Raw genomic sequence first — 25,184 nt, 5'->3', positions numbered from 1 at the left:
AAATTGCGTAACATGTAGGCTTGACTACCTTCTGAGAAGGGGAGGTAGCCATGTCCTATGTTAATCCGCTTCACCAAGGCCGAATCATCCTTATCTCGCATCTGCGTGATGCCTTCGCCAATCTATATGTCCATGAAGCCCCAACAGATTCGGCCACCTTGGGGCTCGAAGGGGATGGCTCTAGAATCATTTTCCAGCTCGATGAAGTCGGCGGCGCGCATGATCGGGATTTGTTCAATTTCCCGTTTTTATTTCACGCGAACGGCGATCCCTGGCACGAAGCGAACGATTATTTGCTCAGCCTCATGCATGACAAAACTCCGCTAAATAGGCGTACTGATGACATCCGGCGTCGTGCAAGCAAACTGCTTGATTACCTCCTGTTTTGTGAGGATAAAAATCTAGATTGGAAAGACTTTTCCGGTGCTCGACCTCCGCATCGCCCTACCTATAAATACTTTTATCACCTAATTAACGAAGGTCATCGCAGTAATCAGGTGATCAATCAATATACCGCTGCTGTTTATCACTTTTACAAATACGTTTCCGAGCATTGGCATGATCTTGACATCAAACGTGTCGATACGATCAAGCAGGTACGGTTCATGGTGCAAGGTTCTAAAGGCTGCAAAGTCGTAGAAGCAGAAAAGCGCAGTCAAACGCGGCGCACGGCGCCGGTTAGTTCTGTACCGCTGGGGTTTGTGCGGGAAGATGGCGATGATCTCAGGCCTCTTTCCAATCGTGAGTTAGGTGCGTTTCTTGCCGCCATTTGCAAAGAAAAAGAATGGTCTGTGGTTGAGCGATTGATCTTGATGGTCGGACTAATGACGGGCGCCCGCAAGCAAACCGTTTTGACTATACGCTTGAAGCATTTGAAGGGCTTTACAGAGGACAGGCTGCAGCCTGAGGGTGCCTATAAATTACATGCCGGTCCCGGCACAGGTATTGATACGAAATACGATAAACCGCAAGTCCTGTACGTTCCGAAGCAACTTGCCGAAGAACTGGTCACGCTTTCCGAAAGCCCTTTGATGAAAGCGAGGCGAAAGAAATTCCGCGCTCAGTTAGAGGCCAGTCATCCCGGACTGTTGATGGCCGAGGACGATATGTATTTGTTTCTCTCCGATCAAGGCAACTGCTATTACATGGCCGAAAGCGATCCGCGCTATACGATCGTGAAGTCGCCGCAAACAGGACAAGTAACGGACACAATTAAGCGCAAATTGATCCAAAAAGCCTCTAGCCCATTTCCGAAAGACTTTTCATATCACTGGCTGCGAGCGACCTATGGCTATCAGCTTTACCAGCGCTTGCAGCCATTGGTTCAGGAAGGAGCGATGAAGACTGGCGAAGATATCGACTTTATTCAAAAGCGCATGCACCACGAGTCCAGAGAAACGACAGAGAACTATCTTAAATTGTTCAAGATGACTCACGAAAAGGTCATTGCCCAAGAGATTTGGGAGGGCAGGTTGTTCAATGGCGGCTACGCGACGCTGAAGGTGGAGGCGCACGGTGAATAGTCGTCAGCAATTCCAGCATCGTCCAAATACGCAGATTATTACGCTAAGTGAAGTCACCCATGAGTTTGCCGAGCCTGAGCGTTTGCGCCTGCAACTGTCTCCGAAGGAGATGAAGAAGCCATTTGATATCGGCAGTTTCGCGTATGTAATTCGTGGTGAGAATGAAAGCGTTTGGGATGATCGCGGCACTCCGGTAGTGATTGGGTCTTTTGTTGAAAACCGCCGTGAATTGGTTATGAGACTACTAGAGTCCTTGGTCGGTCTGCGTGATTCGAGTGTCCGAGCGCGATTGAGAATTATCGAATACTTTATCGACTGGCTGAACGCGCAAGGCTACAGAGAAGTGTTTGCCAGTGCACCGCAAGCCCAGGAGGCCTATAAAAACTATACTGCGCACCTGAATCATCAAATAATCCATCAGGCATGGAAGCCTAGAAGTGCGCTAAATTATCAGCGCAATGCATCCATAGTTATTGAACTGATTTATCCAGAAGACAGCCACAATATTCTCGCGGGTGCGGTCAGGATAATTGCGGAGAAGGGCTCTGAAGCAGCCAGCGACGCCCATGTTGAAGTGTACCGGGACGCTTGTTTGGCCATTGCCCGGCAATGCAGCGCTTTCGTCCTGAGCAGGCAGCCCTATCCCTTCGTTGTGAATATCAGGGATTATGAGGTGGTTGGGTTTCCATCAAACCATGGTTGGGTTGGCCCATTCAAGGAGTCGCCTTCTTCATATAATGCCGCCGAGCGACGGATTGCAACGTTCGAAGAGTGGAGGGCAGCTAGCGAAAAAAAGGGGCGAAGGCGACTCTATAAATCGGAAGCAGAACACGATCTAGTAGCCGCAAAGGCGAACTTGGATTCGGCCAACGAATATGAGCGCCACTGGCACCGGCTTCAAGTGGCAGGTCTTGCCGCGAAAGCCTATGCGAATATTTTCTTGATGATCACAGGCGCTACTCCGACCGAGTTTGACCAGTTTAGATATGCAGACGCGCTCGAAGTTGAGAAGTCTCCAATCACGAAAGAGCTATCGGCTGTAAAGTTCCGGGCGGGCGGGAAAGCAACTCTCTACAACATCGGGCGGGACACGGGTTTGCCGCTGCTCAAGGAGTACCTGAAGCTTCGTGAGTGGATTCTGAATGGCGCGACACATGAGGGGTTGTTCTTTACGATGCCCGCGACTGGCGAACGAGTAAATACCGATAACGAATTTTCTGATTTTAAGACAACTGAAATGATGTCTCGGTTCTTTAGGACCGTCAGCGGCAACTTCCTCGACCCTAAGGTGAAGATTCTTTCTCCGCGCAAGATGCGCAAGCACAAGAGCCTGGGAATGCACACCGCTGGCGTGTCGCCGTCCACGGTAGCGGCAAACTTGAATCATACCCGGGCGGTGAATCTTTCGACTTATTCGGAGGCTACGCCTGATCAGCAGGCAGCTGAGTTCGGACAGTTCTGGCGGGCCATGCATCATGCCGCTCAAGTCGTGCGTGAGCGCAGCCAGAGGCCCGCAAAGGGAGAGATCGCAATGGCGACGGGCCACTGTGACGGGTTTAATCAGCCTATCCCTGTACGCGATTTTGGGGCTGTTGCAATAGAGCCGAACTGCCGCAGCCAGTACGGCTGCTTGTACTGCGAGCACTATATCTGTCACAACGATGAAGAAGACCTACACAAGATTGTGAGCTTGCAGTATGTGATCAATGCGGTGCGTAAAGCAGCGCCCGATGCTGCACATGCTGAAGCGCTCTACAAGGAATTGTCCATCCGAATCGAGTTCATCCTTGAGGCGCTTGGCGAGCGTTCGGATGCGGTGAAGCAGTTGGTCGAAGTGATCAAGGCTAAGGTGTTTGAATACGGTGAACTCACGATGTTCTGGGAAAACCGCCTGAGCCGTTATGAAAAAATGGGGGTGGTATTTTGAACGCTGTTGTCCAGTCCATTGGCAGTCTTTTTACCAGCGGTCGGTTTCTGTCGGCCAATGAGCCAGATAAAGCGTCGCAACTCCTAGGCAAACCCGCGCCCGATTTCGTTCTTTGTCGTGATGAGAGCGGCAACGCCACGGCGGTATACGGCGAGCCCGTTTGGGACTTTAACCCTTACCGGCTGAGTGCAAACAAAATCGCCCGAATACTTTTTGATACGGTGCTTGATGAAAGTGGGCCAGAGCAGCAGGCGCTGATAGAAGAGGCTAAGTATCTGCTGTTTTGCATTATCTATTTTGCAGGTGGCGGGCGAAGAGGTGGACTAAGTGCAAGCACATTGAACCAGTATTGGGTCGTGCTGCGCGTGGCCATTCAGTTCTGCTATGAGCAGAAACAGAAGCCCATGGTAGGCGTACTGTACTTACAACAGCTCTTTACCGTGCCGGTTTATATGGGGGCTTTTATTGGCCAAAGTAGCTTTAGTAAAAAGGTTCTTGCTGGAATTTTGCAAGGACTGGCCAGGGTGGGCGAAGCACAGCTGGGTTATGCCGTGCTTAATCCCGACCACTTTCACGGCGAGCGGCCCGACTACAAGCAGTATCCGGTTATTCCGACTCAAATCTATTTGAAGCTCATCAATCTTACCGGCGACCTGCTCGATCAGCTTTATCTAGGTGTTGGACGTTTCGAGGCCTTCATCGCCTGCTTTGCTGATGAGTATTACGGTATTACTTATGTCCGTCAGAGATGTCTGGGTGTCGGTGGCAAGGCAAACTGGCGACCCGACATGGCGCAAGCGATCAAGGATCACGGTCTGATCTCAGTGTTCGCCGGTGAGTTTGAGTGCTCTCATTTAAGGCGCCTGCAAGGGGTCTTGGTCCAGATGCAGGCTGTGGTGAAAATGGTGATACACCTCTACACAGGCATGCGCGATCAGGAGGTGATGCGTATGCCGTATCACTGTTTTTCCGATCAAGTAGTCAGGCAGGCAGTTGTCGATGATCAGGGCATTGAGCGTGATAAGGTGCAGTCAGTGAACGTGTTCTCGACCACCACGAAGTTCACCGGCTACAAGAAAGAAGGCACATGGTTCGCGCCGGGGGAGGTCGTCCGGGCGGTCGAAGTCGCCCAGGCGATCTGTCGCGGCCTCGCCAAACTCTACCAAATTGAATTGGATGCCCACTGCCCGCTGTTTCTCAATCCGTCCGTTCTTTGTTATACGCGGAACAGAGCCGAGGTTGGCGTGACGAATTTTAACAATTCACGAGGGATTGCTCTGCTCCGACTGTTGATCAAGAAAGAGGACTTAGAGGAACTGGGGCTGAGCGATCCTTCTCGGGACTTTTACAATGAGCCAGCGTTTGCTGTCGGCCAGCCCTGGCCGTTGACAAGTCATCAGTTTCGGCGCTCGCTGTCATTCTATGGCACCAGTAGCGGTTTTCTTTCTTTGCCGACGTTGCGGGTGCAGTTCAAGCACATGACGATTGAAATGGCGCGCTATTACTCGAATCACTACGATAACCTGCGCACCGTCTTTGGCTACTACGACGACAAGAAGAAAGACTTTGTGCTGCCAAGCAATCACTTCGCCTTCGAGTATCAGATGGCCATGCCAATTTCGGTGGCGAACCAGTTGATTGCCGATCTTCTGTTTGATGAGGAACCGCTGTTCGGCGGCACCGGCTCGTACATGGAGAAACAGAAAGAGCGAATTAAGTCGGGTGAGATTCAGATTGAGGATGTGCGCGCTGATACCGAACAACGGGTGAAAAACGGTGAAATTAGTTACCGGCCGACGTTGTTGGGTGGCTGTTCAAAGGTGGGCCGCTGTGACGATTTCTTGCTCGGTGACTACACGGAATGCCTGTCATGCGTCGGCGCGATTATCAAGCCCGATAAGCTTGATGCTGCGATTAAGGATGCGACGGATGAGTTGTGCAACTACGCAGAAGGCTCGGGCGAATATCAAATTGTGAAGGGCGACATTGAACGTTTAACCGCCTTCAAAGCCCGCCGGATTGACTCAGTGGAGGTTTAACGATGAAATCTGGTGACGGAACAAGCAAGGGGTTGAGCACTTGCGAGGAAGCCTTACAGCGCCTCTTGGTTGGGAAGCCTATTGTGCCTGAGCATGTGGGCTTAGACCTGTCGAAACTCACCGCCAGCATAGTTAGTCTGGAAGCTGGATTTGACCGTGGCTACCTGAAGAAGTCACGTAAAGCGCATTTACCGCTACTGGCTCAAATTGAGGCGGTTCGGGCAGAGGCCAGCAAAGGGACGGGGTCATCGAGCGGCAAACAGATCCGGCAGATGAAAAGTCAGCTGGAGACGCTGGAAAAAACGCTGTCGATCGCTCAGATACAGCGTGACAACGTGTTGGCTCAGAATATGAAGTTGTGGCACCGGGTCCGTGAACTGGAACGCTCGATGGCTGATAGCCGCTCGGGCCGCTCGTCGAAGGTCGAACCCATGCTGCGTAATAACAATGACATGAGCTTCACTTCGGCGTGAGCTTACTCGAAAGTTTCCGTGTTGACGGGGTATAACGGCAACACCAGTCAGCTAATAGGCTCAAAATCGAGCAACACGGAAATGCAACTCAGGATTTCGTCAACGTCATCGTAGCGAAATGCTCAATGCACTGCTCCAATCTTTTCAGTATGATATTGAAACCTGAAAAGTCGATCTCATTCCTTTTGGGAGTCACTACTTTCGTCGCAAAAAACTCTTTTCCATATTCCTTCATGATATCTATTTTATTCTCTTTGTTGAAGGTTTTCTCACCAAGCTTAGTATCCCTGACGCTTTGAGGAAACAAATCCTCAATAGAAGTCTTCGTCCCACTTTTCGCCAATGGAGTAAGAACAATATAGAGATTGTGAACTACGTGAATGAACTCGGCTTTTCTGAAATCATTGGCAGCCAAGCCAGAAGGGAAAATAGTTGGCTTATACTTATTGCCCTTCAAAATCCCCTCGATTGCGTTAAATCCATCATCGTTATCGAGGATTAGTATAACGGGGCGCGTCGGAACTGGAGCTTTGTAGGACTTGAAATAAGAACCAAACTCGGCGACAAACTTTTTTAAATAATCAGTTCCGCCTGCAAGCTCAAGCAAAAACTTAGTGCGGCCAGTGTAGTTAATGAACTGAACAAGCAATTCATATGGTGCAGCAACAGTTTTTGGCCTAACCAGCTTAGGGTAACCAACAGCCAGCCTATTAATTGCTGCTTTCAGATATATGTTATCAGTCTGGCCTTCGCAGACAACCGTTGGCTTAGCATTACCATAGAAATACTTATAGTAAAGGAAGCGACTCAGCGTGCGTTCGCGGCCACTCAATAGTTTCCGCGTATTAGAGCCATGATTTGAAGGCTCGTAATTGGGATTTAGAATCGGCTTATTGCGCTTCCTATTAAAAAAATCAATCTGATCTATAAAGTTCAACTTACCTTCAAGGACAAAAATATTTCCCTCCGTTGGAGTTCCAGACACATCCTCCTTGAAGGCTCCAGTATTAAAAAGCGAATGACACTGCGATCGCACAGTTCTCCAATATTCGCTCTTAACTCCTGGCTTCCGATTCACGATCAGCCCCGTTACATCTTGACGCGAATCCTTGTATTGAATTCTTGTTTTCGGATGATTAATCTCAAATCCAGCGCGCTTAATCTCTAATTGCAACCGTTTACCTGGGGTATAGCTGCTAGCCCCCTCCGCCATTATGGTCAAGGGAAACTCTTTCTCGCGGCTCGAAATTGTTATATCGTCAGCATATCTAGTGTATATGCACGAGTTATCTTTCGCCAGAGATGCCAAGCGAATATCAAGTGCGTGCGTTATCAAATTTGTGATAACAGGCGAACACGGGCTTCCTTGAGGGAGTTTATTATCATAGCAAGCAATTTGTGCAATTACCGTCGCGACTTCAGGATGTAACTGGAAATTCCTGTTGGCGATAAAAAAGCCTCGAACCCTACCAAAGTTAAAGCCATCAAAAAAATCTTTCAAATCAATGTTTAGAACGTTTTTTCTATTTAAATGCATCACTGAGTTCGTCAGAATTGAACGATCTCGGACAAAGCCATGAGCAAGAGTAGACTTAAACTTCGGCCCGTTTGACTTTTCAATTTCTTGAGCGCAGTCTTGCAGTAAAGTCGAAAGAGCTTTCTGAATGGACTTCAATTCGTCGGATGGTGCGTGGATAGTGCGGTCACCACCGCTTTTTTTACGAATAGTGAAACTCTTGTACTGAGTCTCAGGTCTCAATCTGTAAAGAACGTTAGTGAGATGAGAAGAATCAATTTTCAGCAGCAGGGCAAGATCTGGTTTAGTTCTTGCTGCGCGTAGATCGTCAATCTTCTTCAATACTCTCTGCTGCCATGCCGGAAAATGAGGTGGCTTACGGGCACTCTTACGCATTACCAGGACCGCGAAGAATCGCTAAGTCATCTCAAGGGCAATCCTTTCGGATAATTTTTTCACTGATCGCGATGCGCGACCCAAAATCTGCCCGTAAACCGAAGTCGGAGCCTATCAAAAAAATGGATCCAACTGCAATGCTGGCGGAGAAAGAATTTTACCTTGCAATCGTCCGCCACTACCTTCCTGCTGTGCCGTAGCAGTTTCTGCTTAGGAAGGAGAATTCATGTTGTGGGTTTCCCAGTTGTTGATCTACTAGCTTTGAGTGGTATAGGACTCTTAGAACGTCTTCGAAATTTGAGCTTCCTATGTGATCGAACAAAGCAAGGCTTTGTTGGTTCAAGGGGTCTCGATATTCTGGCTTTGAGCGACTTGATAAAGGCTGTTGAATCGTACACACGTGATTACCGATTGCATCGTACTTGGCCAGGAAGGTCAACCGCCTATGTGTTTTCAGAATGCTCGGTCGGCTGATCGGTATGGAGCGGTTGCGGTAGGTCGCTTTGGGCTGCAGTCAACCAAAAGCGGTCAAGACTGATTAAAAATTAGATGCCTTTTTTCGGATAGGTTGGTGTTCTGAAGTATTTGCTCAAGCCCATTAGCCACCTTGGGTCTACTTTTTTTCCTACAAGATTTTGTATCGTCGCAGCCTCATAGTCGGCGCCTGCTAAGTCAACACCCTTACGAATTACTCCATTATCAATGTAAACGTACATGTGCTCGTACAGGTAATCACATCCCATAAGGCACAACGGCATGACAATATACGGGTCTAGTCGTTCTGCATCGTTGCACTCTGCACGATTTTTTTTATGTGCGGCAACTAAAGTGCGAACGCTGTAGTTGCAGTTGCAAAGGGCGCATTGTTCTTGTTCTTTATCTTCAAAGAGCCAGGCTTGGAGTATTGTCTGTTCTTTACGTGCGTTTTGCTCTACGGTGTTATCCGTTCCTGTATCTAGCAGCTTTCTCAATCTGGATAAATATGTATCATAGCGTTCTAAAGATGGTGAGTTAATAATATCGGTTTTTCTAGGGGCGATAAGGCTGTAAGTGTAGTGCTGCCTTCCGTTGCTTTTATCCACAAACACCAAAGGTGAAGAGCTTATTGCCTTTAATATGTGGGCCGCTCCATACCCTTTTAAGTTCAAGTAAGACCGGAGTTCTGGAAATTTAGCTAGTGCATGCCCCGAAAAATAGGAGAAAATATCCTCATCTATCTGATTTAGTTCGGTAGTCTCCCCTTCAAATTTTAATTGGCCGGAATTATTTTTGAAGTAGATTGAGCTTTCAAGGTATTCCTGAATTATTTCTTCTGGTGGATATGGGTGCTTGTGAGTTCTACCATCTAAAGCGTTTCGATACGATGAAGCCAGGCGTTTAGATTCGCAAGAATTAACAGCTGAAAATATTTTCTCGCTGTAGTTTATGATTGTATTATCTTTATTTTCGAAGAGATACCAAAAATGGTTGCCGTCATTTTTGATCCATGCAGTTGGAGTTGATGCGATAATTTCTTTTACGTGCTCGTACTCGCTTCCTAAAAACTCTGATATATATCTTAAGTTTGCGATCCCGCATCGACCTGGTAGATCCTTTGCCGATTTCAGTGCGGACTCTATTCTTGCTAAATTAGTTTTTTTGATTATGAAGGTTTCTTGGCTTGACTCTATCGAGGTTCGTGTTGCCTTTTTTAGTTGTGGGGTGTAAATATCGAATTCATTTTCAAGCCCTACATCTTCTGCTAAGTTGAATATGCCTTTTACGCTAAATGTCGCGCCTACCAATCCATGGGTCGAAATTACAGATTTGAATTCGGAAAGAGCCCAAAATGCTTTAGATTCTAGTATGTTCAAAACTTCACGCAATGCTTTCATGCTTTCAGGGGCTACATGGCTCCTGAACTTGGCGTTTAGCAGTTGCCTAACTCGCTCCCTAGTTCCAATGTTAAATTTCTTGGCTGTCTCATCTAGGGTGGGCCAAACTGAATCATTAAATCCATAATAATGGTTGACAATCTCGATGTCTCTCGCCTTGTTGGAGCCATCCTTGATTTGGCTACTGAGGAAAGCCAGTAGCTCATTTTCTATGCTCATTATTTTCTCTCTATTGTTCACGACGAGGGTCTTCGATTCTGCCCGATTACTCTCACTGGTGAGTAGCAGCCTAGATTGTCTCCGGCCTGTGGTGACCGGCGCCTGCCGACTCAGTACAGGCCGGTCGCGGTGTCTACGCAACGAAGGGCCATTAAGGCTGATGTCAATCCACGATGAATTTATTAGGTCTTATAGAGAATTTAGGAGCATTATCCGTCAATCCTGTGGCAGTGCCTCATTGCTTTATGTGAATCCAAAGCAGAATGTTTAACAGTCAAGCATTATCACAAGATCACCGTCAAATAGCCCGTTTTTCAAGGTCGTAGGCCTGTCGAACTCTAGGGTGTCAAGATGCTGTCGATGACCATTGGCCCGATGATCCATTGGTTGCGGAAGCCACCGCAAAAGCCAAGCCTATAAAGACTTAACTTAAGTGGTAGATGACTGCATGCCTACCATGACGTTGATGTTGATGTTGATGTTGATGTTGATGTTGATGTTGATGTTGGTGTTGAATAGTTTGGCTAGCCTATCGCATCACGATAGGCCTGTCGTGATGCGATAGGGGCTCGATCCTTTTTTCAGTTTCACTGCGGAGCAAAGTCAACATTGACGGTGAAGCTCAAAAAACCAAGAAGTTGAGATATCTTCTGGGGAGTTGAGTTGGGAGGGCACTTGTTTAGAAAATCGTTTACTTCCTTGGTGATGCCGTAGCTAAAGTCTTTCCATTCCCCATATTCATACGAGAATCTTATTAGGTCGCACATTATGAAGGTCTCTTTGCCTTTGTGCTTGTTTTTCGGGCGATGAAATACTTTGCCCGCAATGAAAGCTACTTCCATATGTTCGGAGTAGGTGTCAAGGTGCGGGTGAATTATGGTGAATGAGTCTTTATCTCTTGGGTAAGCAGACTTGCCGTTTAGAGGGGCTATTAAGACGCTTTTGTCATGTTTGCTCAAATTGCATTCTTTGCAAGCCAGCGCGAGATTTAGTGGCTCAAATAAAAAACGTGGATGCTCTGACTTAGGGATTATGTGTTCGACGTCCCAAGTCAAGCCGTGTTTTTCTCGCTTGAGCATTCGGCAGTACGCGCAGACGAAACCTTGTTCTTCAAGGTAATGATCGCGAATGGAAGCTCTAAGCGGAACAATTGGCCCTGTTGTAGAGTTCCAAATACGATGGTTTACCCCATCGTATGCCTCTACAAATGTGAGGTCTGCACCTGTGAAGGCTATAGGTTTCATCAATACAGAGCCTCAAGCTGTCCGATAAGGTGATATACCGGGTCGGTGTCACTCATTTTGTTTTTGATCAGCAGAAGCTTATGGATTGTTTCTTTGTCTTCTAGTTCTAGTTTTTCGCGGCGAGTTATTTTTGTAAGAAGAAGGAGAGTTATTCGGAGTAAATATTCGTTGTTTTGCCCTGGGGAATGAAATATTTCTGCAAGTTGGAAATCTGCGGATCGTTTGGCGTACTCGTAAGAGTGATAAAGTCTTTTTTCTTCCAGGTTGAGCACGTAGCCGCTTTCGGTTGCGAGGCCGGACACTAACTGTGGGGAGTGAGTCGCGATTATGAAATGACAGCCATAGTAATCAGAGAACACTTCTTGTAGCTGTTTGACAAGGTTTGATTGCCATTGAGGGTGTAGACTAATTTCTGGCTCATCGATGCAGATTAATGATCCATTCTGAATTGAGCCCGCAATACCAAGCATAATGGTCAGCATACACTGCTGCCCTGAGCTTGCCTGGCTTAGTCTTAGTCTCGATTTCTCATTTGATTTGATCAGGGTTACATCGTAAATTTTTACGAGGCCGACCTTCAAGAGTGGTACTAAATCACTCAGAATTTCTCGATCTATTCCTGAGTCAAGGCCCCAAAAATTAAGTTCAATATGATATCTTTTTTGCCGCCTTAGTGTTTCATGAAATTTTATGCGATGGCTGTCGATAAACGGAATGTATTCTTGCTCGCCTGCCAGATATTCAATGAGGTCAGGATGGCAGCTCAGGTATAGTTCGTTCCTCTCCAATTCGCTTAATTTTTTTAACTGCTTCATATCCAGGCTAAGCTTGAGGTCGAGATAAGGAAAGAAGCCGAGATAATCAAAAATCTTCGAGAGCTTGTGCGTATTTTGTTGACCTTTTAATAGGCCATCTATTAGGGAAGCAATGCTGCTAGGCACGCTGCTTCCATGTGGTCGCTCTGTACCTATGTAGCTATAGCTCGATGACGCCAACTCTTTTTTAAACTGGCTTGAGTTTGGGAATCTATCGTGCCGCCCCGTGGATACAGCAATTACATGAGTAGGTGACCAAGTCGAACCTTTTGAAGGCATAACCTCCCCACGCCCATAACTGAGTGGTTCTTCAATTAGGTCGTCAGGATCGAAGTACGAGGATGTTAGCTCATTCTGATAATACAGCGCATGCCATATGTCCGGATGAACATTTGAGTTTGCAGGTATTTCTGTATCAGTATGCTTGTGGCTTGAGTAGTTGTTATTGTGATTGGAATAGAAAAGCTGGTAGTTAGGGTGGCGCTCACTAAATTCAAAATGCTCTTTGGTTTTGGGGCGAAAGTGCTCAAGATCTTTGTCGGCAAAAATATAGTTGCTGACGATTTTTCTCAATAGCCGACTTTTGCCCACCGCATTCTGCCCAACAATCATCGTGTAAATGTTGTCACGCATGTTTGTGAGTCGATTGTCGGTCAGCGGCACCCAGAAACCATCAGCCTGAACTGAATCAATTTGAAATCTCATCAATGATGATCCCTATCTATTACCAACCTAGCCGTCATCGCCTTCCGTTAGCCTGGAAAGCTTATTCAAGACGGCAATATGCCACTGCGGGAACGCTATCGCTAGCGTATCAATAGGTCACACCGTGCTGCTGTGGGCGCTGGACTGTTTTCTTACGGCCTGGACAGCTTGCCGGCATGGGTGGGTGGTGATGCGAGCCGGCAGGTTGCAGATGTGATCTAGAGCTCAGAACGTTGTTGGCTTGGAAGCGAAAGTGAGGCGATGAATGTTTGGATGATGAGCTTTGACGGTGCAGAATTCACTGGCACCAAGGGCCCCAGGATGACGGGTTGTCGACGTTCTCGATGCTCATGCTGAGCTCGCTCTGCATATCTTGGAATACGCGATCCAGGCTGGGTAGGACCTGAGATTCTCTAAGCGCATTCACGATTTGGAGCAACTGCCTGCCCTGGGCAACCGGCATTCGAATGTTGCAATAGACTGTATCGTCCTTTTCGTCCTGCATTGCCATCTTCAGGTTGGTTGGGGCGTGCTGCCTGCGGCAGACCGGCTGTCGTGAACCGAGCCGCAGCAAACTGCATCCGTCACAGCGCCACGACCAAGACCCTTGCGGCCTCGGTTCTTGCCCAATCGAACAAAGAGCGGGGTCAGTAACATGGCCCAGTATTTCGTTAACCACCGGGCTCAAGCCAACGGCGATCACGAGGTGCATACCAGTTAGTGCATCTACTTGCCGGCCCCCCACAATCGTCTCGACCTCGGCTACCACACGAGCGGTGTGAGCGTAGTGCGTCAAGCTCGCAATACGTACCAGCAGTCGAATGGCTGCCGGACGCGCGCCTCGGTGTGCCACACCCAATAGGCAAAGTCGTGAACCTATGGTTATGACTATTGGGGCTGCCGGCGCCTTCTTGGGGTGGCCCCAAAGTTCATCGCTGTAGGACTCTTCAGGAGTTTGAATCGTGAGCTCTTTGGTCTATTGCACCTTTGACCTGAAATATCCGTCGTCCAGCCTCGTTGGCTCTACCGGCTTTCCATGCGCATGAGGAAAGGTGTCAATGGTCTGCAGAGAGCAGGAATGGAGGGTGATTTCGGGGTGTCAATGGTGATGGCTGGGTAGGGTGATTTCAGTCAATCACTGGAGCTAGAATTGACAGTCAACCACCGTCGCACCCCGATTGAGCTAGGCCCCGGTTTTTCTGGGGGCAGGGGGTGTCAATCTTAAGAGCAGTCATTTGGTATGAGCGATTACTGGCCGGATGATCCTTTGGTGGCTGAAGCGACGGCGCGGGCCAAGCCGCGCAAGTAAGGGGAGGGCCAGCCTCCCCTCCAGGCTTCAGGCGAGAACACCGCTGATCAGGCCTCCCCGTAGAGGGCCTGGGCAGCGCTGCGTTTGTGTTTGATGCCGTAACAGATCCACATCAGGGCAATCCACAGCGGAATCGCATACACCGAAATCCGGTCGACCGGATCCATCAGCATGACACCCAATATGAACACCACGAATACCAGGCAAACGTAGTTGCCGTAGGGGTGCCACAAGGCCTTGAACAGGGGTGTCTGTCGGCTGCGGGTCATGTGCTGGCGAAACTTGAGATGAGACAGGCTGATCATCGCCCAATTGATCACCAGCGTCGCAACCACCAGTGACAGCAGCAGTTCCAGGGCATATTGCGGGATCATGTAGTTCATCACCACGGCGAGCAGGGTGACGGCGGCCGACGCGAGGATCGAGCGCACGGGGACGCCGCGTCTGTCGATCCTGACCAGGCCTTGCGGAGCGTCGCCTTGCTCGGCCAGACCCAGCAGGATACGGCTGTTGCAGTAGGTGCCGCTGTTGTAGACCGACAGCGCGGCAGTCAGCACCACGAAGTTGAGAATGTGCGCAGCCGTGTCACTGCCCAGCATCGACGACACCTGGACGAACGGGCTGGCGCTGTAGGTATCGCCAGAGGCGTTGAGCGAGGTCAGCAGGCTGTCCCACGGCGTCAGCGACAACAGCACGACGAGCACGCCGATATAGAAAATCAGGATGCGGTAGATCACCTGGTTGATGGCCTTGGGAATCACCGTGCGAGGCTTTTCGGCTTCGGCGGCGGTGAAACCGAGCATCTCCAGGCCGCCGAAGGACAGCATGATCACCGCCATGGACATCGCCAGTCCGCCCACGCCATGGGGCAGAAAACCGCCGTGTGCCCACAGGTTACTCACCGACGCTTGCGGTCCGCCGTTGCCGCTGACCAGCAGATAGCTGCCCATGGCGATCATGCCGATCACGGCCAGCACCTTGATGATTGCGAACCAGAACTCGGCCTCCCCGAAAATCCTCACGTTAATCAGATTGATCGCATTGATCAGCACGAAGAAGACGGCGGCCGATACCCAGGCCGGAATCTCCGGCCACCAGTAGTGAACGTATTTGCCCACGGCCGTCAGTTCCGACATGCCCACCAGGATGTACAGCATCCAGCAATTCCATCCCGACAGGAAACCGGCGAAGCCGCCCCAGTATTTGTGGGCGAAGTGGCTGAACGAGCCGGCGACCGGTTCCTCGACGATCATTTCGCCCAGTTGCCGCATGATCATAAAGGCGATCAGGCCACAGATGGCGTAGCCGAGGATCATGGCCGGACCGGCGGCCTTGAGGGCGCCCGCCGAACCCAGGAACAGGCCGGTGCCCACCGCTCCTCCGAGGGCGATCAGCTGGATGTGGCGATTTTTCAGGCTGCGCTTCAGTTCGCCTGAGGGCGCGTTGGATCCGCTCATGAGTAGGGCTCGCGTCAGTTTGATGAGTGGCGTTGCAGGGGGCTTGAAGCGCTACTACTCACGCGGCATCGATGAAGCGCCTGCGCCTGCAACGAATGGTTCGGTTTTTCAACGGTTTCAAAGCTTTTCGAGTCTGGAATTTTTCTTTTTTACATCAACAGGTTGGCGAGATCTCACGTGCCGGCGTCGGTATCGTTTTGCGAATTCGAACAATAAATCTTGCGGAAGAAACATATTTCTATCTGTTGAATTTGTAAATGGGGAATGGTACTTAATGCACCGCAGAAGGAAGTGCCGACGATTCCAGGGACGTGAGGAGTGATGGACGTGAAGGGCAGCGAGACAGCAGGAACATTCGATTTTGTGGTCAGCGGATACGCTGATCCGCAACGCTATTTTTCAGGCGCCGCAGACGATATCCGTGCCCGGTTGCTGAGTGAGGGGGCCGTTGTGATTCGTGCCGCCGATCAGTGCCGGGACCCGGGCGTTTTTGAAACGGCCATTGGCGCGCTGGGCTTTGAGACCCGGGACTACGTCGGCGGGAGTTCTCCGCGCTCGACCATTCAGGGAAAAGTCATGGAGGCGACTCGCACGCCTGCGGACTGGTCGGTGATCCTTCACCAGGAAATGGCTTATGTGAAAAGCCCGCCCGAGATCATTGCATTCGTCTGCGTGGAGCCAGCCGGCAAGGGCGGCGAGTCGGTCATCGGGGACATGCGCAAACTGGAGCGGTTGATTGATCCGAAGACGTTGCAGCAACTGACGGATCGCGGTCTCAAACTGCGCAGAACCTTGCCCGACCAGGCGCGGGTCAATCTCAAGCCGGGTGTGAAGAAAAGCTGGCAGGAGACATTTTCCACCGCCAGCGTGGCCGAGGCAGAAGTGCTCTGCCGGGCACGGGGCTGGGATTTCGAATGGAGCGGTGAAGACTTGATCCTCTGGCAGGACTGCATCTCGCCGTTGCGCCAGCATCCCCTGAAGGCGGCAAGCATCTGGTGCAACCAAGCGCACTTCTGGGGCGCGGCCGCGATGATCGAGTGGGCACGGATCGACGGTCGGGAGCAGGACGCAAGCGAGCTGATCAACGCGCACCGTCGCAGCCCGCAACTGCTCGAAGCCATGTGCTTTGGTGACGGTGAACCGCTTGCGCAGGATCTCACCCTCGAGCTGTTTCATACCGTCAGAGGGCTGGAGCGCGACGTCGATCTGGCACAGGGCGACATTTTACTGCTCGACAATGTTCAGTACGCCCATGGCCGGCGCGCTTTTTCGGGCAATCGGAAACTCAACGTGATCATCGCCGATTGGGCGGCTGGTCAGTCACACGCAGTTCAGGGATGAAAAAATGACGATTCAGGAAAAGAACTTCACGTCGGATGACGCATTTGTCCTCAACCCCGGTGTCGATGTCGGCCTCGCGGACCTGATCAGGTTCTCCCGGCCCGGAAAGAAAATCGTCGCATCGCAGGCCACGCGGCAACGGGTCCAGGCCTCGCGGGAAGCCCTGGAAAACCTGGTCGCACAAGGAGCGGTCATCTATGGCGTGAATACCGGAATGGGCGGTTTCGTCGACCATCTGGTGCCGATCGAGAAAGCCCACGAACTTCAGTCCAACCTCATTCAGGGTGTCTCGACCAACGTTGCCGAGCGCTTTTCCGACAGCATTGCCCGCGCGACGATGTTTGCGCGAATCGTCTCCTTGTCTCGCGGGAACTCGGCGCTCTCCCTGGAGAATTTCGACCGCTACATCGCCATCTATAACGCGGGGCTGATTCCCGAGATTCCGAGCAAGGGTTCCCTCGGCACCAGCGGCGACCTGGGGCCACTGGCGGCTGTCGCGCGGATGCTGACCGGAGACGGATTCGCCTATCTGGCCGGCACCCGGATCCCGGCGGCGCAGGCACTTGAACAGTTGGGGCTGGAACCGCTTCACCTGAGCTACAAGGAAGGTCTGGCCCTGATCAATGGCACCTCCTGCATGGTCGCTGTCGCCGCGATGAATGTGGTCGAGGCCAGAAGCCTGCTGGAGCAATACACCTCGATCTCAGCGTTTTCGTTCGAGTCGCTGCAGGCGCGGGTGCGTCCTTTCCACCCTGATGTCCATCGGTTGAAGCCGCATCTGGGGCAGCAAAAGATTGCGCAGGCCATCTGGAGCCATCTTGAAGGATCGGAACTGGCCATCGACGATCTTGAACTCTCCTCGCAATTGAGCGCGCTGCGCACCGATCAGGTTCGCCAGGAAGACATGCCCATCGAGGATGCCTACTCGATTCGCTGCACACCGCAGATTCTGGGGCCGGTTCTGGAAACCATCGAGTTCGTCGAGCGCGTGGTCGCCAACGAATTGAACTCCTCGAACGACAATCCACTGGTCACCCCCGAGAATGGCGAGGTTTTCCATAACGGGCACTTTCACGGGCAGTACATCGCCTCGGCCATGGACTATCTGACGATTTCCATGATCACCCTGTGCAACCTCTCCGATCGCCGGATCGACCGCTTCCTGACAAAAGCCAACAGCAATGGCCTGCCGTCGTTCCTGTGCGCGGAAAATGGCGGTCTGCGTTTCGGCCTCATGGGCGGGCAGTTCATGTCGGCCTCCCTGACGGCGGAAAACCGCTCGCTCGCCACGCCCGTGTCGATCCAGACCCTGACCACCACCGGTGATTTCCAGGACGTGGTGTCCTTCGGCCTGGTGGCTGCGCGCCGTGTCGCCGAAGTCCTGCAGAACACCCGTTACGTCATCGCTTTCGAATTGATCTGCGCCGCTCAGGCCGCCGATATCAGAGGCAGTGCGAAGTTGGGTCCCAAGGGCCGCGCCTGGCATGCGCAGGTGCGGGAGCGGGTGCCTTATCTTGATCGTGACATCGCCCTGACCGGGTATCTGGAAACGATCGTCGCCCAGATTCTGGGAGGGCATGCCCGATGAGTTCGGCAGGCAAGGATCATTTGCTCGAAGGCGCACAACCCGTGGCGGAGACCGGTAACGTCCGTTTGAATGCCAACGAAAACCCGCTTGGCCCGTCGGGGCTGGCACTGCACCTGTGCCAGTCGATGCCGCAGCTGCTGAGTGAATATCCCGAAGTGACTTACAAGGCCTTGCGCTCGGCGATCGGTGAGCGGTGGCGCGTCGATCCGCAGCGGCTGGTGGTCGGCGCGGGTTCCGATGAGCTGATCGATATTGCGCTGCGCAGCCTGTTGAAGCCCGGCAGCCGCATCGTGGCGCTGCACCACAGCTTCAAGATGTACAAAATCCGCTCGGCGTTGCTGGGTGCTGACTATAGCGAGATTTTTCCGGACGCCGGGGACAGCTATGAAACGGCGTTGAAGATCGCTCTGGAAAAACAGCCCGACGTGGTTGTGCTGGTGAACCCGTCCAATCCTCTGGGGGATTACCTGTCGCCCGCGCAGTTGTTATCGCTGGTGGCGGCGATCCCGGAAAGCACGACGGTCATCATCGATGAAGCGTACGCCGAGTTTGCGCCGGATCGTGAAAACTCGCCGGGCGTGCAAATTGTGAACACCCGGGAAAACGCGCTATGCCTGCGGACTTTTTCCAAGGCCTACGGCATTGCCGGACTGCGCCTTGGCTGGGCTTATGCCAGCGCGGATCTGCTCCCGGTGCTTCAGGCCCGACGGGCACCGTATAACGTCAGTTCGTTCTCGGCCCTCGCGGGAGAATACGTTCTCAAGGACTCCGAACATCTGGAGCAGACCGCCGAGCATTGTCGTGTATGGGGGCAGAGGCTGGTGGCCCTGTTCGAGGCCGTTGGCATCCGGGCCAGAAGCCGCTACGTCAACTTTGTGTTCGTGGAGTTCGCCAGTCAGCACCACTGCCAGGCGTTGCACGATTATTTGCAAAACCAGGGTTTCCTGACGTCGCCGTTGACCGATTACGGCCTCGACACCTGCCTCAGAATCTCGTTTGGCAACGAGGCTCAGATGACCCGGCTGTGCAGTGTGCTGCGCACGAAACTGGAATCCCAAACATGGGATTGATGTGAAGGGCTCATGCCGGCCCGGCTGACTGGCCCGGGTCGGCATCTCAATTCAGTGACACCGTACTCGAGGTAAACATGAGCGACACGCTGCCTTTATTTCACGAAAAGCCGTATCTGAAGCAACTGGAATGCCGCGTCGATCTGCTTGAGCGGGATGACGCCGGTCTGCCTTTTGCGCTCCTTGGCGAGACAGTTTTCTACCCGCAAGGAGGCGGACAGCTCGGAGATCGAGGTTTGCTGAACATCCAGGGCTCAGGGACGAGTGACGCGTTGCAGGCGTTGGAGATCGTGGCGACCCGCAAAAGGGACGATCAGATCAGGCACTACCTGAGTGTCGACGACGAGGCGTTCGCGCAGCTCAAGGAGCGGTTGATCGGCCAGCAGGCCACGGCCACGCTCGATTGGCCGTTGCGATATCATCAGATGCGTTTGCACTCGGCCATGCACTTGATGCACTGCATGCTTGAGGAGACGGTCGGGCGAGCCATTGCGCATCCGGTACGCTCTCCGCTGAGTGATGTCGGTGGGGAAAACCAATACGAATTCATCGGCGAATTCGACGAGGAAAGTCTGAGGCGGGCGACCGCTGCCTTGAACACGTTTTGCTCTGCAGGTCATGAGATTCGTACGGAAGCGGATACGAGCAAGGGACAGGGATTTCGTTGGTGGCAATGTGCGAACTGGTCGATCCCCTGCGGGGGCGTTCATGTGCGCAATACCCGGGAAATTGGCGTGGTAACTTCCAGTATGAAAATCAAGAAAAATACGACCAGAGTAATGGTCACCGTGTCGGCAGAGGCTGAAGAGCTTGGATAGTAAAAAGGCGTTTGGCGCGTTTCTCATGCAATGGCGGATCGAAACCGGGCATCTGAAGATCTCGACGTTTCTCGAGGAGGTCAATATCCCGTTTTCGGCCAACTACTACCGTGATGTCGAGGCCGGGAGAAAGTACCTGAGCATCGATGCGGCCGTTGAGTTGCATGACCATTTGGGTATCGACCCGTCAAGCAAAGTCAGCTTTGATTATTTTTGGCATTACTTCAGAGACCTGTTGCCTGCACACGTCCACGAGATGTTGTTCGGCAAGGGCGTCGAGGTCACGGATCTTTCCTCCAGGCTCGAGCTTCGGGAGCATGATTCGAAAATCCTGCGCCGGGCCTTGAGCCTGAGTCGCTATGAGCGAGAGTTCATCATCACCGAAGAAGTCATCGCGGCATTCGAAGAGAACTTCGAACTGCTGCCGCTGATGACGTATCTGTACATGGTGGACAGCGCTTCCGTCGCCGAAATCCGCCTGGTCTGCCATCAGCTCGGCCTGGTCTACGATCAGCGCACCGAGGACTTCTTGAACCTGGTCTCGAAAGAGCGCACGGCGCCTGAAGACCCGTTCGTTCGCCATGCGCCGACGTTGCGCATGCCTCGAACGGCCAGTGCGTTGAAGTTGAAGGATCAGTTCCTGCGTCATGAACTGGAGCGCTCGCTGCTCAAGCCCGAAAGAAGTGAATACTTCGATGTGTCGGGCTCTTTCAAATACAGCTCGATGGTGACCCTCAAGGACGCGGAAATCGAACAGATCCAGGATCGTCTGGTGGACCTGTTTTCTGTGATCGAAGTACACAACAAGTCCGGCAGCCAGCTCGAGGACCCAGGCGCCCAGCCTTACTTCTTCGGACTGATCGTTTCCGGCCGTCCGGAGTATGACGGGCGCGCGGGACGTACAAAAAAGAAACCCGGGACCTGATCAATGATCCTCGCCATCGACCGCTCACAGGAGTGCGCGGGATGGCGCGGCGATCCGGCAGACCCAAAGAACTCTGGCAGTGATCAGTTAGAACAGGGACGAGACTAATGAATACTCTGGTTGTTGAAAAACTTCGTCAGTTGTTTGGCGAGCGCCTGAAGCTGGAACCCGGCATCCGCAAGCAATTCTGCCAGGCGCCGCCGGGGATCGATCTGAGCCCACCCGATGCGGTCGTGAGCGTTTTCAGTGAAGAGGAAATCGTTCAGGTGGTGCGGCTGTGTCGCCAGCATGGCGTACCCCTGATCCCGGCCGGCGCGCGCTCATCCCTCGAAGGGCAGATCAACGCGCCCTGTGGTGGGGTGTGTATCGATTGTTCGCAGATGAACGCGATTCTCGACGTGAACACCATCGACATGACCGCCACCGTTCAGCCGGGCGTCACTCGGGAGCAACTCAACAGTTATCTGCGCGAGACGGGGCTGTTCTTTTCAGTCGATCCGGGTGCCAATGCCTCCATGGGCGGAATGGCGGCAACGCGCGCCTCGGGCACCAACTCCGTTCGTTACGGGACGATGGCCGCCAATGTCAAAGCGGCGCGCTGGGTCATGGCGGACGGGGCGGTGGCGCAAATCGGTTCCCGGGCACCGAAGTCGGCCATGGGCCTGGATCTGCTGGCAATCGCCGTGGGATCGGAAGGCACCCTCGGCATCTTCAGTGAGCTGGAAGTGCGGCTGCACCCCCAGCCGGAAGCCATCGTGGCCGGTGTCTGCGCATTTGACTCGGTCGACAACGCCGTACTGACCGTGGCCGGTGCGCTCGGCCAGGGCCTGTCGATTGCCCGCATCGAGTTGCTCGATGTCACGGCGGTTCGTGCGTGCAATGCCTATTCCCCCGCGTTGGATCTGCCGGAAACGCCCCATCTTTTCCTCGAGTTCCATGGGGACAGAGCCACTGTCGCAAGCAGCGTCGAGGCGTTCACCGATTGCGCCCGCGAGAACGGCGGACACGTCAGGATTTCCGAACGGCTCGAGGAGCGCACTGCCTTGTGGAAGGCCCGACATGACGCCTGGTGGGCCTTTCACGCGTTCTACCAGGGGCGCAAGGGACTGGCCACCGATGTCTGCGTGCCGCTGTCGTGCCTGAGTGCCTGCATCAGCGCCACAGCGGCGGACATCGCCGACTCCGGCCTCGACGCGCCGCTGATCGGTCATGTCGGGGACGGCAATTTCCACCTGCTCATCATGCTTCAGGAAGGCGCGGATGAAAGCGAGGAAATCCAGGCGTTCCTCGCGCGGCTGTCGAGCCGGGCGCTGGCATTCGGCGGCACGGTCAGTGGCGAACACGGCGTCGGTCAGGGGAAAGTGAAATGGATGTCGGCGCAACACGGTGCCGCGCTGCCATTCATGCAGGCAATCAAGTCGGCACTGGATCCGGAGAACATTCTGAACCCCGGCAAGATGTATCAGTCACTGGCCGCCAGTGCCCGCTAGTTCTCGATTTTTCATTTTTAGGGATGGATGTGAAAGATATGCGTCAGATTCTGATCGTTGGCATCAACAAGGTTTCCATCAAATATGTTTGCGCGGCGATTCGCAGTGCAGGGTTCGAGCCGATCCTGTCCGTTGACCCTGCAGGTTTTCACGCGACGGCGAAAGCGGTGTTCGAAGGCGTGACCTGCATTCCGGCGTTCGCCGACAAAGAAGCCTTGTCCGCCTACTTGCGGGCCAATCAAGAGTTGGTCAGCCGGATTCACAGCATTACCACGTTCTTCGACGAGCTGTTCCCGATGGTCTCGGCGATTGCCGAGGCGTTCGGCTTCAACGCGCCGCCAGCGGTATTTGCAAAACTGTCGGCAAAGGAGTTCGTGGGCAGCCTGATACCCGAGCATGTGCCGGCCGAGTCCTGCCTTTCACTGGCAGACGGCGACTTCGTAATTCCCTGGCTGACGCCGGGCGTGGACAACGACGTTGTCCTGAAACCTTCACTCGGCTCCGGCGCGGTGGCCACGACCCTTCTGTCGATCAAGGCGAATGATGATCCGGTCAGCGTGATCAGGTCCGCCATCCTCAACAGTGGCATTGAGGCTCCCGAGAGCATCGCCTGGATTGTCCAGGCGCATTGCGTGGGCGATCTCGTGAGCCTGGAGGGTTTCGTTCAGGAGGGGCGGGTGGTTTTCCTCGGGCTGTCCAAGCGCGATCGTGTCGGCTTCACCGAGGTCGCCAACCGGTTTCCGGCCCACTCGCTGATTGCCCCGGACGTTCGCTCGAAAATCGAGACAGCGGTGCGGGACCTGATTTCGCGCTCGGGATTCGACAACGGGTTCTTTCATTGCGAGTTCATCGCGACGCCGTCCACGGCGTATCTGATTGACGCCAACATGGGCCGGCTGGGCGGTGCGAGCATCGTCGAGCAAATCGCATTGGCCTATGAACTGGACCCCGCAACCGTGCTCCAGCAGGTGGCGCTGCTGCCCTTGCGACTGCTCGAAAGCCGGCTCGAATACAAACCCGTCGAGCAGTGCCGCCCGACCCTGAGCTACTGGTATTGCCTGGACCACGAAGCCATCGTGCATGACTGGGAGCTGCCGCAACTGGCCTCCATTCACACGCCGATTGCCAATGTCGGCAGCGTGATCCAGCCCATCGGCACCTCTGACTATGCCTGGATCGGCATGCTCACCGGTTACGCCGAAGTCGTCGCGCGGGAGATCGGCCAAGTGCGTGTCCATACCGATCGTGGCCCTAGAAGTCCGGTATTCAAATGATCTATTTCGTCCGCTTTCTTTCGTCAGCCGCCTGGAGTTGTTTCTATCCGTTCATGGCCATCTGGCTCAATACCGCCGTAGGCCTGAGCACCAGCGCTGCCGGTATCGTCGTCGGGTTCGCGATTGTCTCGAACCGGATCGGCGCGCTGGCCTTTCAAGGGCTTCTGGACCGGGTCGACCGCCGCCGGGAAATTGCCCTGGCGTTAGCCTGTGTGGCCGTGGCGGCGTTGCTGATGCTGCTCACGGCGGCGATGGCGATCACCAATGTGTTCATCTGGGTGGCGCTGGTCGTGGTGTTTGGCGTGGCCAATTCGGTCGCCACGATTTCGCAGATCTCCTACATCGTTCAGTACTTTCGCGAGGGCGAACACGAGCGCGTGCTCTCCTACGAGAACGTCGCCGCGAACGCTGGCGCCGGTATCGCGCCTTTTGTCGCTTCGTTGATCCTGGCCGGCGCCGGTTACTGGTTCGTGGCACTGCCATTGCTGTTGGGCGTGCTGGCGACCGCTTCCACGACGTTGATCCCTCATGTGGCGCGGTCGATGGGCCTGGCATCCGGCGGATCTTCCACGCTGGATGGCGTTGAAACGTCCCCCAAAGTGATCGCATTCCTGGCGATCAATTTTCTGACCATGATTGGTTACGCGCAGTTTTATTACGTGTTTCCAACCTATGCGACCGAACGCTTTTCCAGCGAGCTGGTGGGCGTGCTGTTTCTGTTGGCCAGCGGGATCATCATTTTCACTCAGGTCTATGTCACGGCGCTTTCGCAACGGGTGTCGCGGCTGTGGCGGGTGATCGTCTCGAACCTGTTGATCGGAGCCGGATGCCTGTTGCTGATGATTTCCGCGCAAGCCCAGGCGATTCTGTTTGTCGTGGTGGTCTTCATCGTGATCGGCGAGATGATCTGTGGCCCGTTATATCAGGCCCAGGCCGTAAAGATATGGCGAGGGCGCAGCTCGGTCGCCATGGCTGTGCAGACCTGTGTCTGGGGGGCGGCGGAGGCCACCGCCGCCGTGCTCGGGCTGCTGGCGGTGGCTCGGGAACTCAGCTTCATGTCCTTCCTGCTGGGATTCACCGCTTGTGTGGTCGCCGCCGTGGGGGCGTGGGTATCGATAGCCCTGAAGCGCCCGCTTATCGGCATCGAACTCGAGCAGCGTTCGCCCCAGGTTTCCTGAGAG

General features: G+C 53.2%; 17 protein-coding genes. 12 read left to right on the top strand and 5 right to left on the bottom strand.

Annotated elements, in window-relative coordinates:
- Nucleotides 1-50: 50 nt before the first annotated feature.
- From KVQ74_RS06340 to KVQ74_RS06325, 4 genes are read left to right on the top strand one after another with little or no spacing between them, the layout of a single operon-like run.
- Entirely contained in the window at nt 51-1,523 is a 1,473-nt protein-coding gene (locus tag KVQ74_RS06340; RefSeq protein WP_217830141.1) for a site-specific integrase, read from the top strand.
- A complete protein-coding gene (locus tag KVQ74_RS06335; protein WP_217830140.1) occupies nt 1,516-3,450 on the top strand; it encodes a hypothetical protein in 1,935 nt (644 codons plus the stop codon). The genes KVQ74_RS06340 and KVQ74_RS06335 overlap by 8 nt, the downstream gene beginning before the upstream one ends.
- Nucleotides 3,447-5,489: an integrase gene (locus KVQ74_RS06330; RefSeq protein WP_217830139.1), complete on the top strand. Its 2,043-nt coding sequence runs from the start codon at nt 3,447-3,449 to the stop codon at nt 5,487-5,489. Before KVQ74_RS06335 ends, KVQ74_RS06330 begins: the two co-directional genes overlap by 4 nt.
- Before the next feature lie 2 nt (nt 5,490-5,491).
- Entirely contained in the window at nt 5,492-5,962 is a 471-nt protein-coding gene (locus tag KVQ74_RS06325) for a hypothetical protein (RefSeq protein WP_217830138.1), read from the top strand.
- Nucleotides 5,963-6,050: 88 nt separating this feature from the next.
- On the opposite strand, the gene KVQ74_RS06320 is transcribed toward KVQ74_RS06325, so the two are convergent.
- From KVQ74_RS06320 to KVQ74_RS06300, 5 genes are all read right to left on the bottom strand, one after another.
- Nucleotides 6,051-7,874 carry a retron Ec67 family RNA-directed DNA polymerase/endonuclease gene (locus KVQ74_RS06320; protein ID WP_225929885.1) on the bottom strand — a complete coding sequence of 608 codons (1,824 nt, stop codon included), beginning with the start codon at nt 7,872-7,874 and terminating at the stop codon, nt 6,051-6,053.
- 545 nt (nt 7,875-8,419) lie between these two features.
- Nucleotides 8,420-9,967, bottom strand: coding sequence for a hypothetical protein (locus KVQ74_RS06315; RefSeq protein WP_217830137.1), 1,548 nt, complete (start codon nt 9,965-9,967; stop codon nt 8,420-8,422).
- 587 nt (nt 9,968-10,554) lie between these two features.
- On the bottom strand, nt 10,555-11,211 hold the full coding sequence (locus KVQ74_RS06310) for an HNH endonuclease (RefSeq protein ID WP_217830136.1): 657 nt from the start codon (nt 11,209-11,211) through the stop codon (nt 10,555-10,557).
- On the bottom strand, nt 11,211-12,731 hold the full coding sequence (locus KVQ74_RS06305; RefSeq protein ID WP_217830135.1) for an AAA family ATPase: 1,521 nt from the start codon (nt 12,729-12,731) through the stop codon (nt 11,211-11,213). Before KVQ74_RS06305 ends, KVQ74_RS06310 begins: the two co-directional genes overlap by 1 nt.
- A 1,356-nt stretch (nt 12,732-14,087) precedes the next feature.
- Nucleotides 14,088-15,497, bottom strand: a complete 1,410-nt coding sequence (locus tag KVQ74_RS06300; protein ID WP_217830134.1) for an amino acid permease — start codon at nt 15,495-15,497, stop codon at nt 14,088-14,090.
- Nucleotides 15,498-15,818: 321 nt separating this feature from the next.
- Here KVQ74_RS06300 and KVQ74_RS06295 point away from each other — a divergent pair, with 321 nt between their 5' ends.
- From KVQ74_RS06295 to KVQ74_RS06260, 8 genes are all read left to right on the top strand, one after another.
- A complete protein-coding gene (locus tag KVQ74_RS06295) occupies nt 15,819-16,838 on the top strand; it encodes a TauD/TfdA family dioxygenase (RefSeq protein ID WP_217830133.1) in 1,020 nt (339 codons plus the stop codon).
- A 4-nt stretch (nt 16,839-16,842) separates the two neighbouring features.
- Nucleotides 16,843-18,426: a phenylalanine aminomutase (D-beta-phenylalanine forming) gene (locus KVQ74_RS06290; protein ID WP_217830132.1), complete on the top strand. Its 1,584-nt coding sequence runs from the start codon at nt 16,843-16,845 to the stop codon at nt 18,424-18,426.
- A 20-nt stretch (nt 18,427-18,446) separates the two neighbouring features.
- Nucleotides 18,447-19,496 carry a pyridoxal phosphate-dependent aminotransferase gene (locus KVQ74_RS06285; RefSeq protein WP_225929884.1) on the top strand — a complete coding sequence of 350 codons (1,050 nt, stop codon included), beginning with the start codon at nt 18,447-18,449 and terminating at the stop codon, nt 19,494-19,496.
- Between the two features lie 77 nt (nt 19,497-19,573).
- Entirely contained in the window at nt 19,574-20,314 is a 741-nt protein-coding gene (locus tag KVQ74_RS06280; protein WP_217830130.1) for an alanyl-tRNA editing protein, read from the top strand.
- The gene (locus KVQ74_RS06275; protein ID WP_217830129.1) at nt 20,307-21,239 is read left to right on the top strand and encodes a hypothetical protein; all 933 of its coding nucleotides are present in this window, start codon (nt 20,307-20,309) and stop codon (nt 21,237-21,239) included. Before KVQ74_RS06280 ends, KVQ74_RS06275 begins: the two co-directional genes overlap by 8 nt.
- A 107-nt stretch (nt 21,240-21,346) precedes the next feature.
- Nucleotides 21,347-22,729 carry an FAD-binding oxidoreductase gene (locus KVQ74_RS06270; protein WP_217830128.1) on the top strand — a complete coding sequence of 461 codons (1,383 nt, stop codon included), beginning with the start codon at nt 21,347-21,349 and terminating at the stop codon, nt 22,727-22,729.
- A 23-nt stretch (nt 22,730-22,752) separates the two neighbouring features.
- Nucleotides 22,753-24,003, top strand: a complete 1,251-nt coding sequence (locus tag KVQ74_RS06265) for an ATP-grasp domain-containing protein (protein WP_225929896.1) — start codon at nt 22,753-22,755, stop codon at nt 24,001-24,003.
- The gene (locus tag KVQ74_RS06260; RefSeq protein ID WP_217830127.1) at nt 24,000-25,181 is read left to right on the top strand and encodes an MFS transporter; all 1,182 of its coding nucleotides are present in this window, start codon (nt 24,000-24,002) and stop codon (nt 25,179-25,181) included. Before KVQ74_RS06265 ends, KVQ74_RS06260 begins: the two co-directional genes overlap by 4 nt.
- Nucleotides 25,182-25,184: the final 3 nt, after the last annotated feature.

This window comes from Pseudomonas botevensis (genome assembly GCF_019145475.1).
Classification (GTDB): domain Bacteria; phylum Pseudomonadota; class Gammaproteobacteria; order Pseudomonadales; family Pseudomonadaceae; genus Aquipseudomonas; species Aquipseudomonas botevensis.
Note: the sequence above shows the minus strand (reverse complement) of the source record. Positions and strands in the feature narration are given on the sequence as shown.

What these genes read in the sequence shown, in the direction of transcription:
- KVQ74_RS06305 (WP_217830135.1), bottom strand. Translation starts at nt 12,731, where the DNA reads ATGAGATTTCAAATTGATTCAGTTCAGGCTGATGGTTTCTGGGTGCCG.
- KVQ74_RS06325 (WP_217830138.1), top strand. Translation starts at nt 5,492, where the DNA reads ATGAAATCTGGTGACGGAACAAGCAAGGGGTTGAGCACTTGCGAGGAA.
- KVQ74_RS06290 (WP_217830132.1), top strand. Translation starts at nt 16,843, where the DNA reads ATGACGATTCAGGAAAAGAACTTCACGTCGGATGACGCATTTGTCCTC.
- KVQ74_RS06295 (WP_217830133.1), top strand. Translation starts at nt 15,819, where the DNA reads ATGGACGTGAAGGGCAGCGAGACAGCAGGAACATTCGATTTTGTGGTC.
- KVQ74_RS06320 (WP_225929885.1), bottom strand. Translation starts at nt 7,874, where the DNA reads ATGCGTAAGAGTGCCCGTAAGCCACCTCATTTTCCGGCATGGCAGCAG.
- KVQ74_RS06265 (WP_225929896.1), top strand. Translation starts at nt 22,753, where the DNA reads ATGGATGTGAAAGATATGCGTCAGATTCTGATCGTTGGCATCAACAAG.
- KVQ74_RS06280 (WP_217830130.1), top strand. Translation starts at nt 19,574, where the DNA reads ATGAGCGACACGCTGCCTTTATTTCACGAAAAGCCGTATCTGAAGCAA.
- KVQ74_RS06270 (WP_217830128.1), top strand. Translation starts at nt 21,347, where the DNA reads ATGAATACTCTGGTTGTTGAAAAACTTCGTCAGTTGTTTGGCGAGCGC.
- KVQ74_RS06300 (WP_217830134.1), bottom strand. Translation starts at nt 15,497, where the DNA reads ATGAGCGGATCCAACGCGCCCTCAGGCGAACTGAAGCGCAGCCTGAAA.
- KVQ74_RS06315 (WP_217830137.1), bottom strand. Translation starts at nt 9,967, where the DNA reads ATGAGCATAGAAAATGAGCTACTGGCTTTCCTCAGTAGCCAAATCAAG.
- KVQ74_RS06340 (WP_217830141.1), top strand. Translation starts at nt 51, where the DNA reads ATGTCCTATGTTAATCCGCTTCACCAAGGCCGAATCATCCTTATCTCG.
- KVQ74_RS06260 (WP_217830127.1), top strand. Translation starts at nt 24,000, where the DNA reads ATGATCTATTTCGTCCGCTTTCTTTCGTCAGCCGCCTGGAGTTGTTTC.
- KVQ74_RS06310 (WP_217830136.1), bottom strand. Translation starts at nt 11,211, where the DNA reads ATGAAACCTATAGCCTTCACAGGTGCAGACCTCACATTTGTAGAGGCA.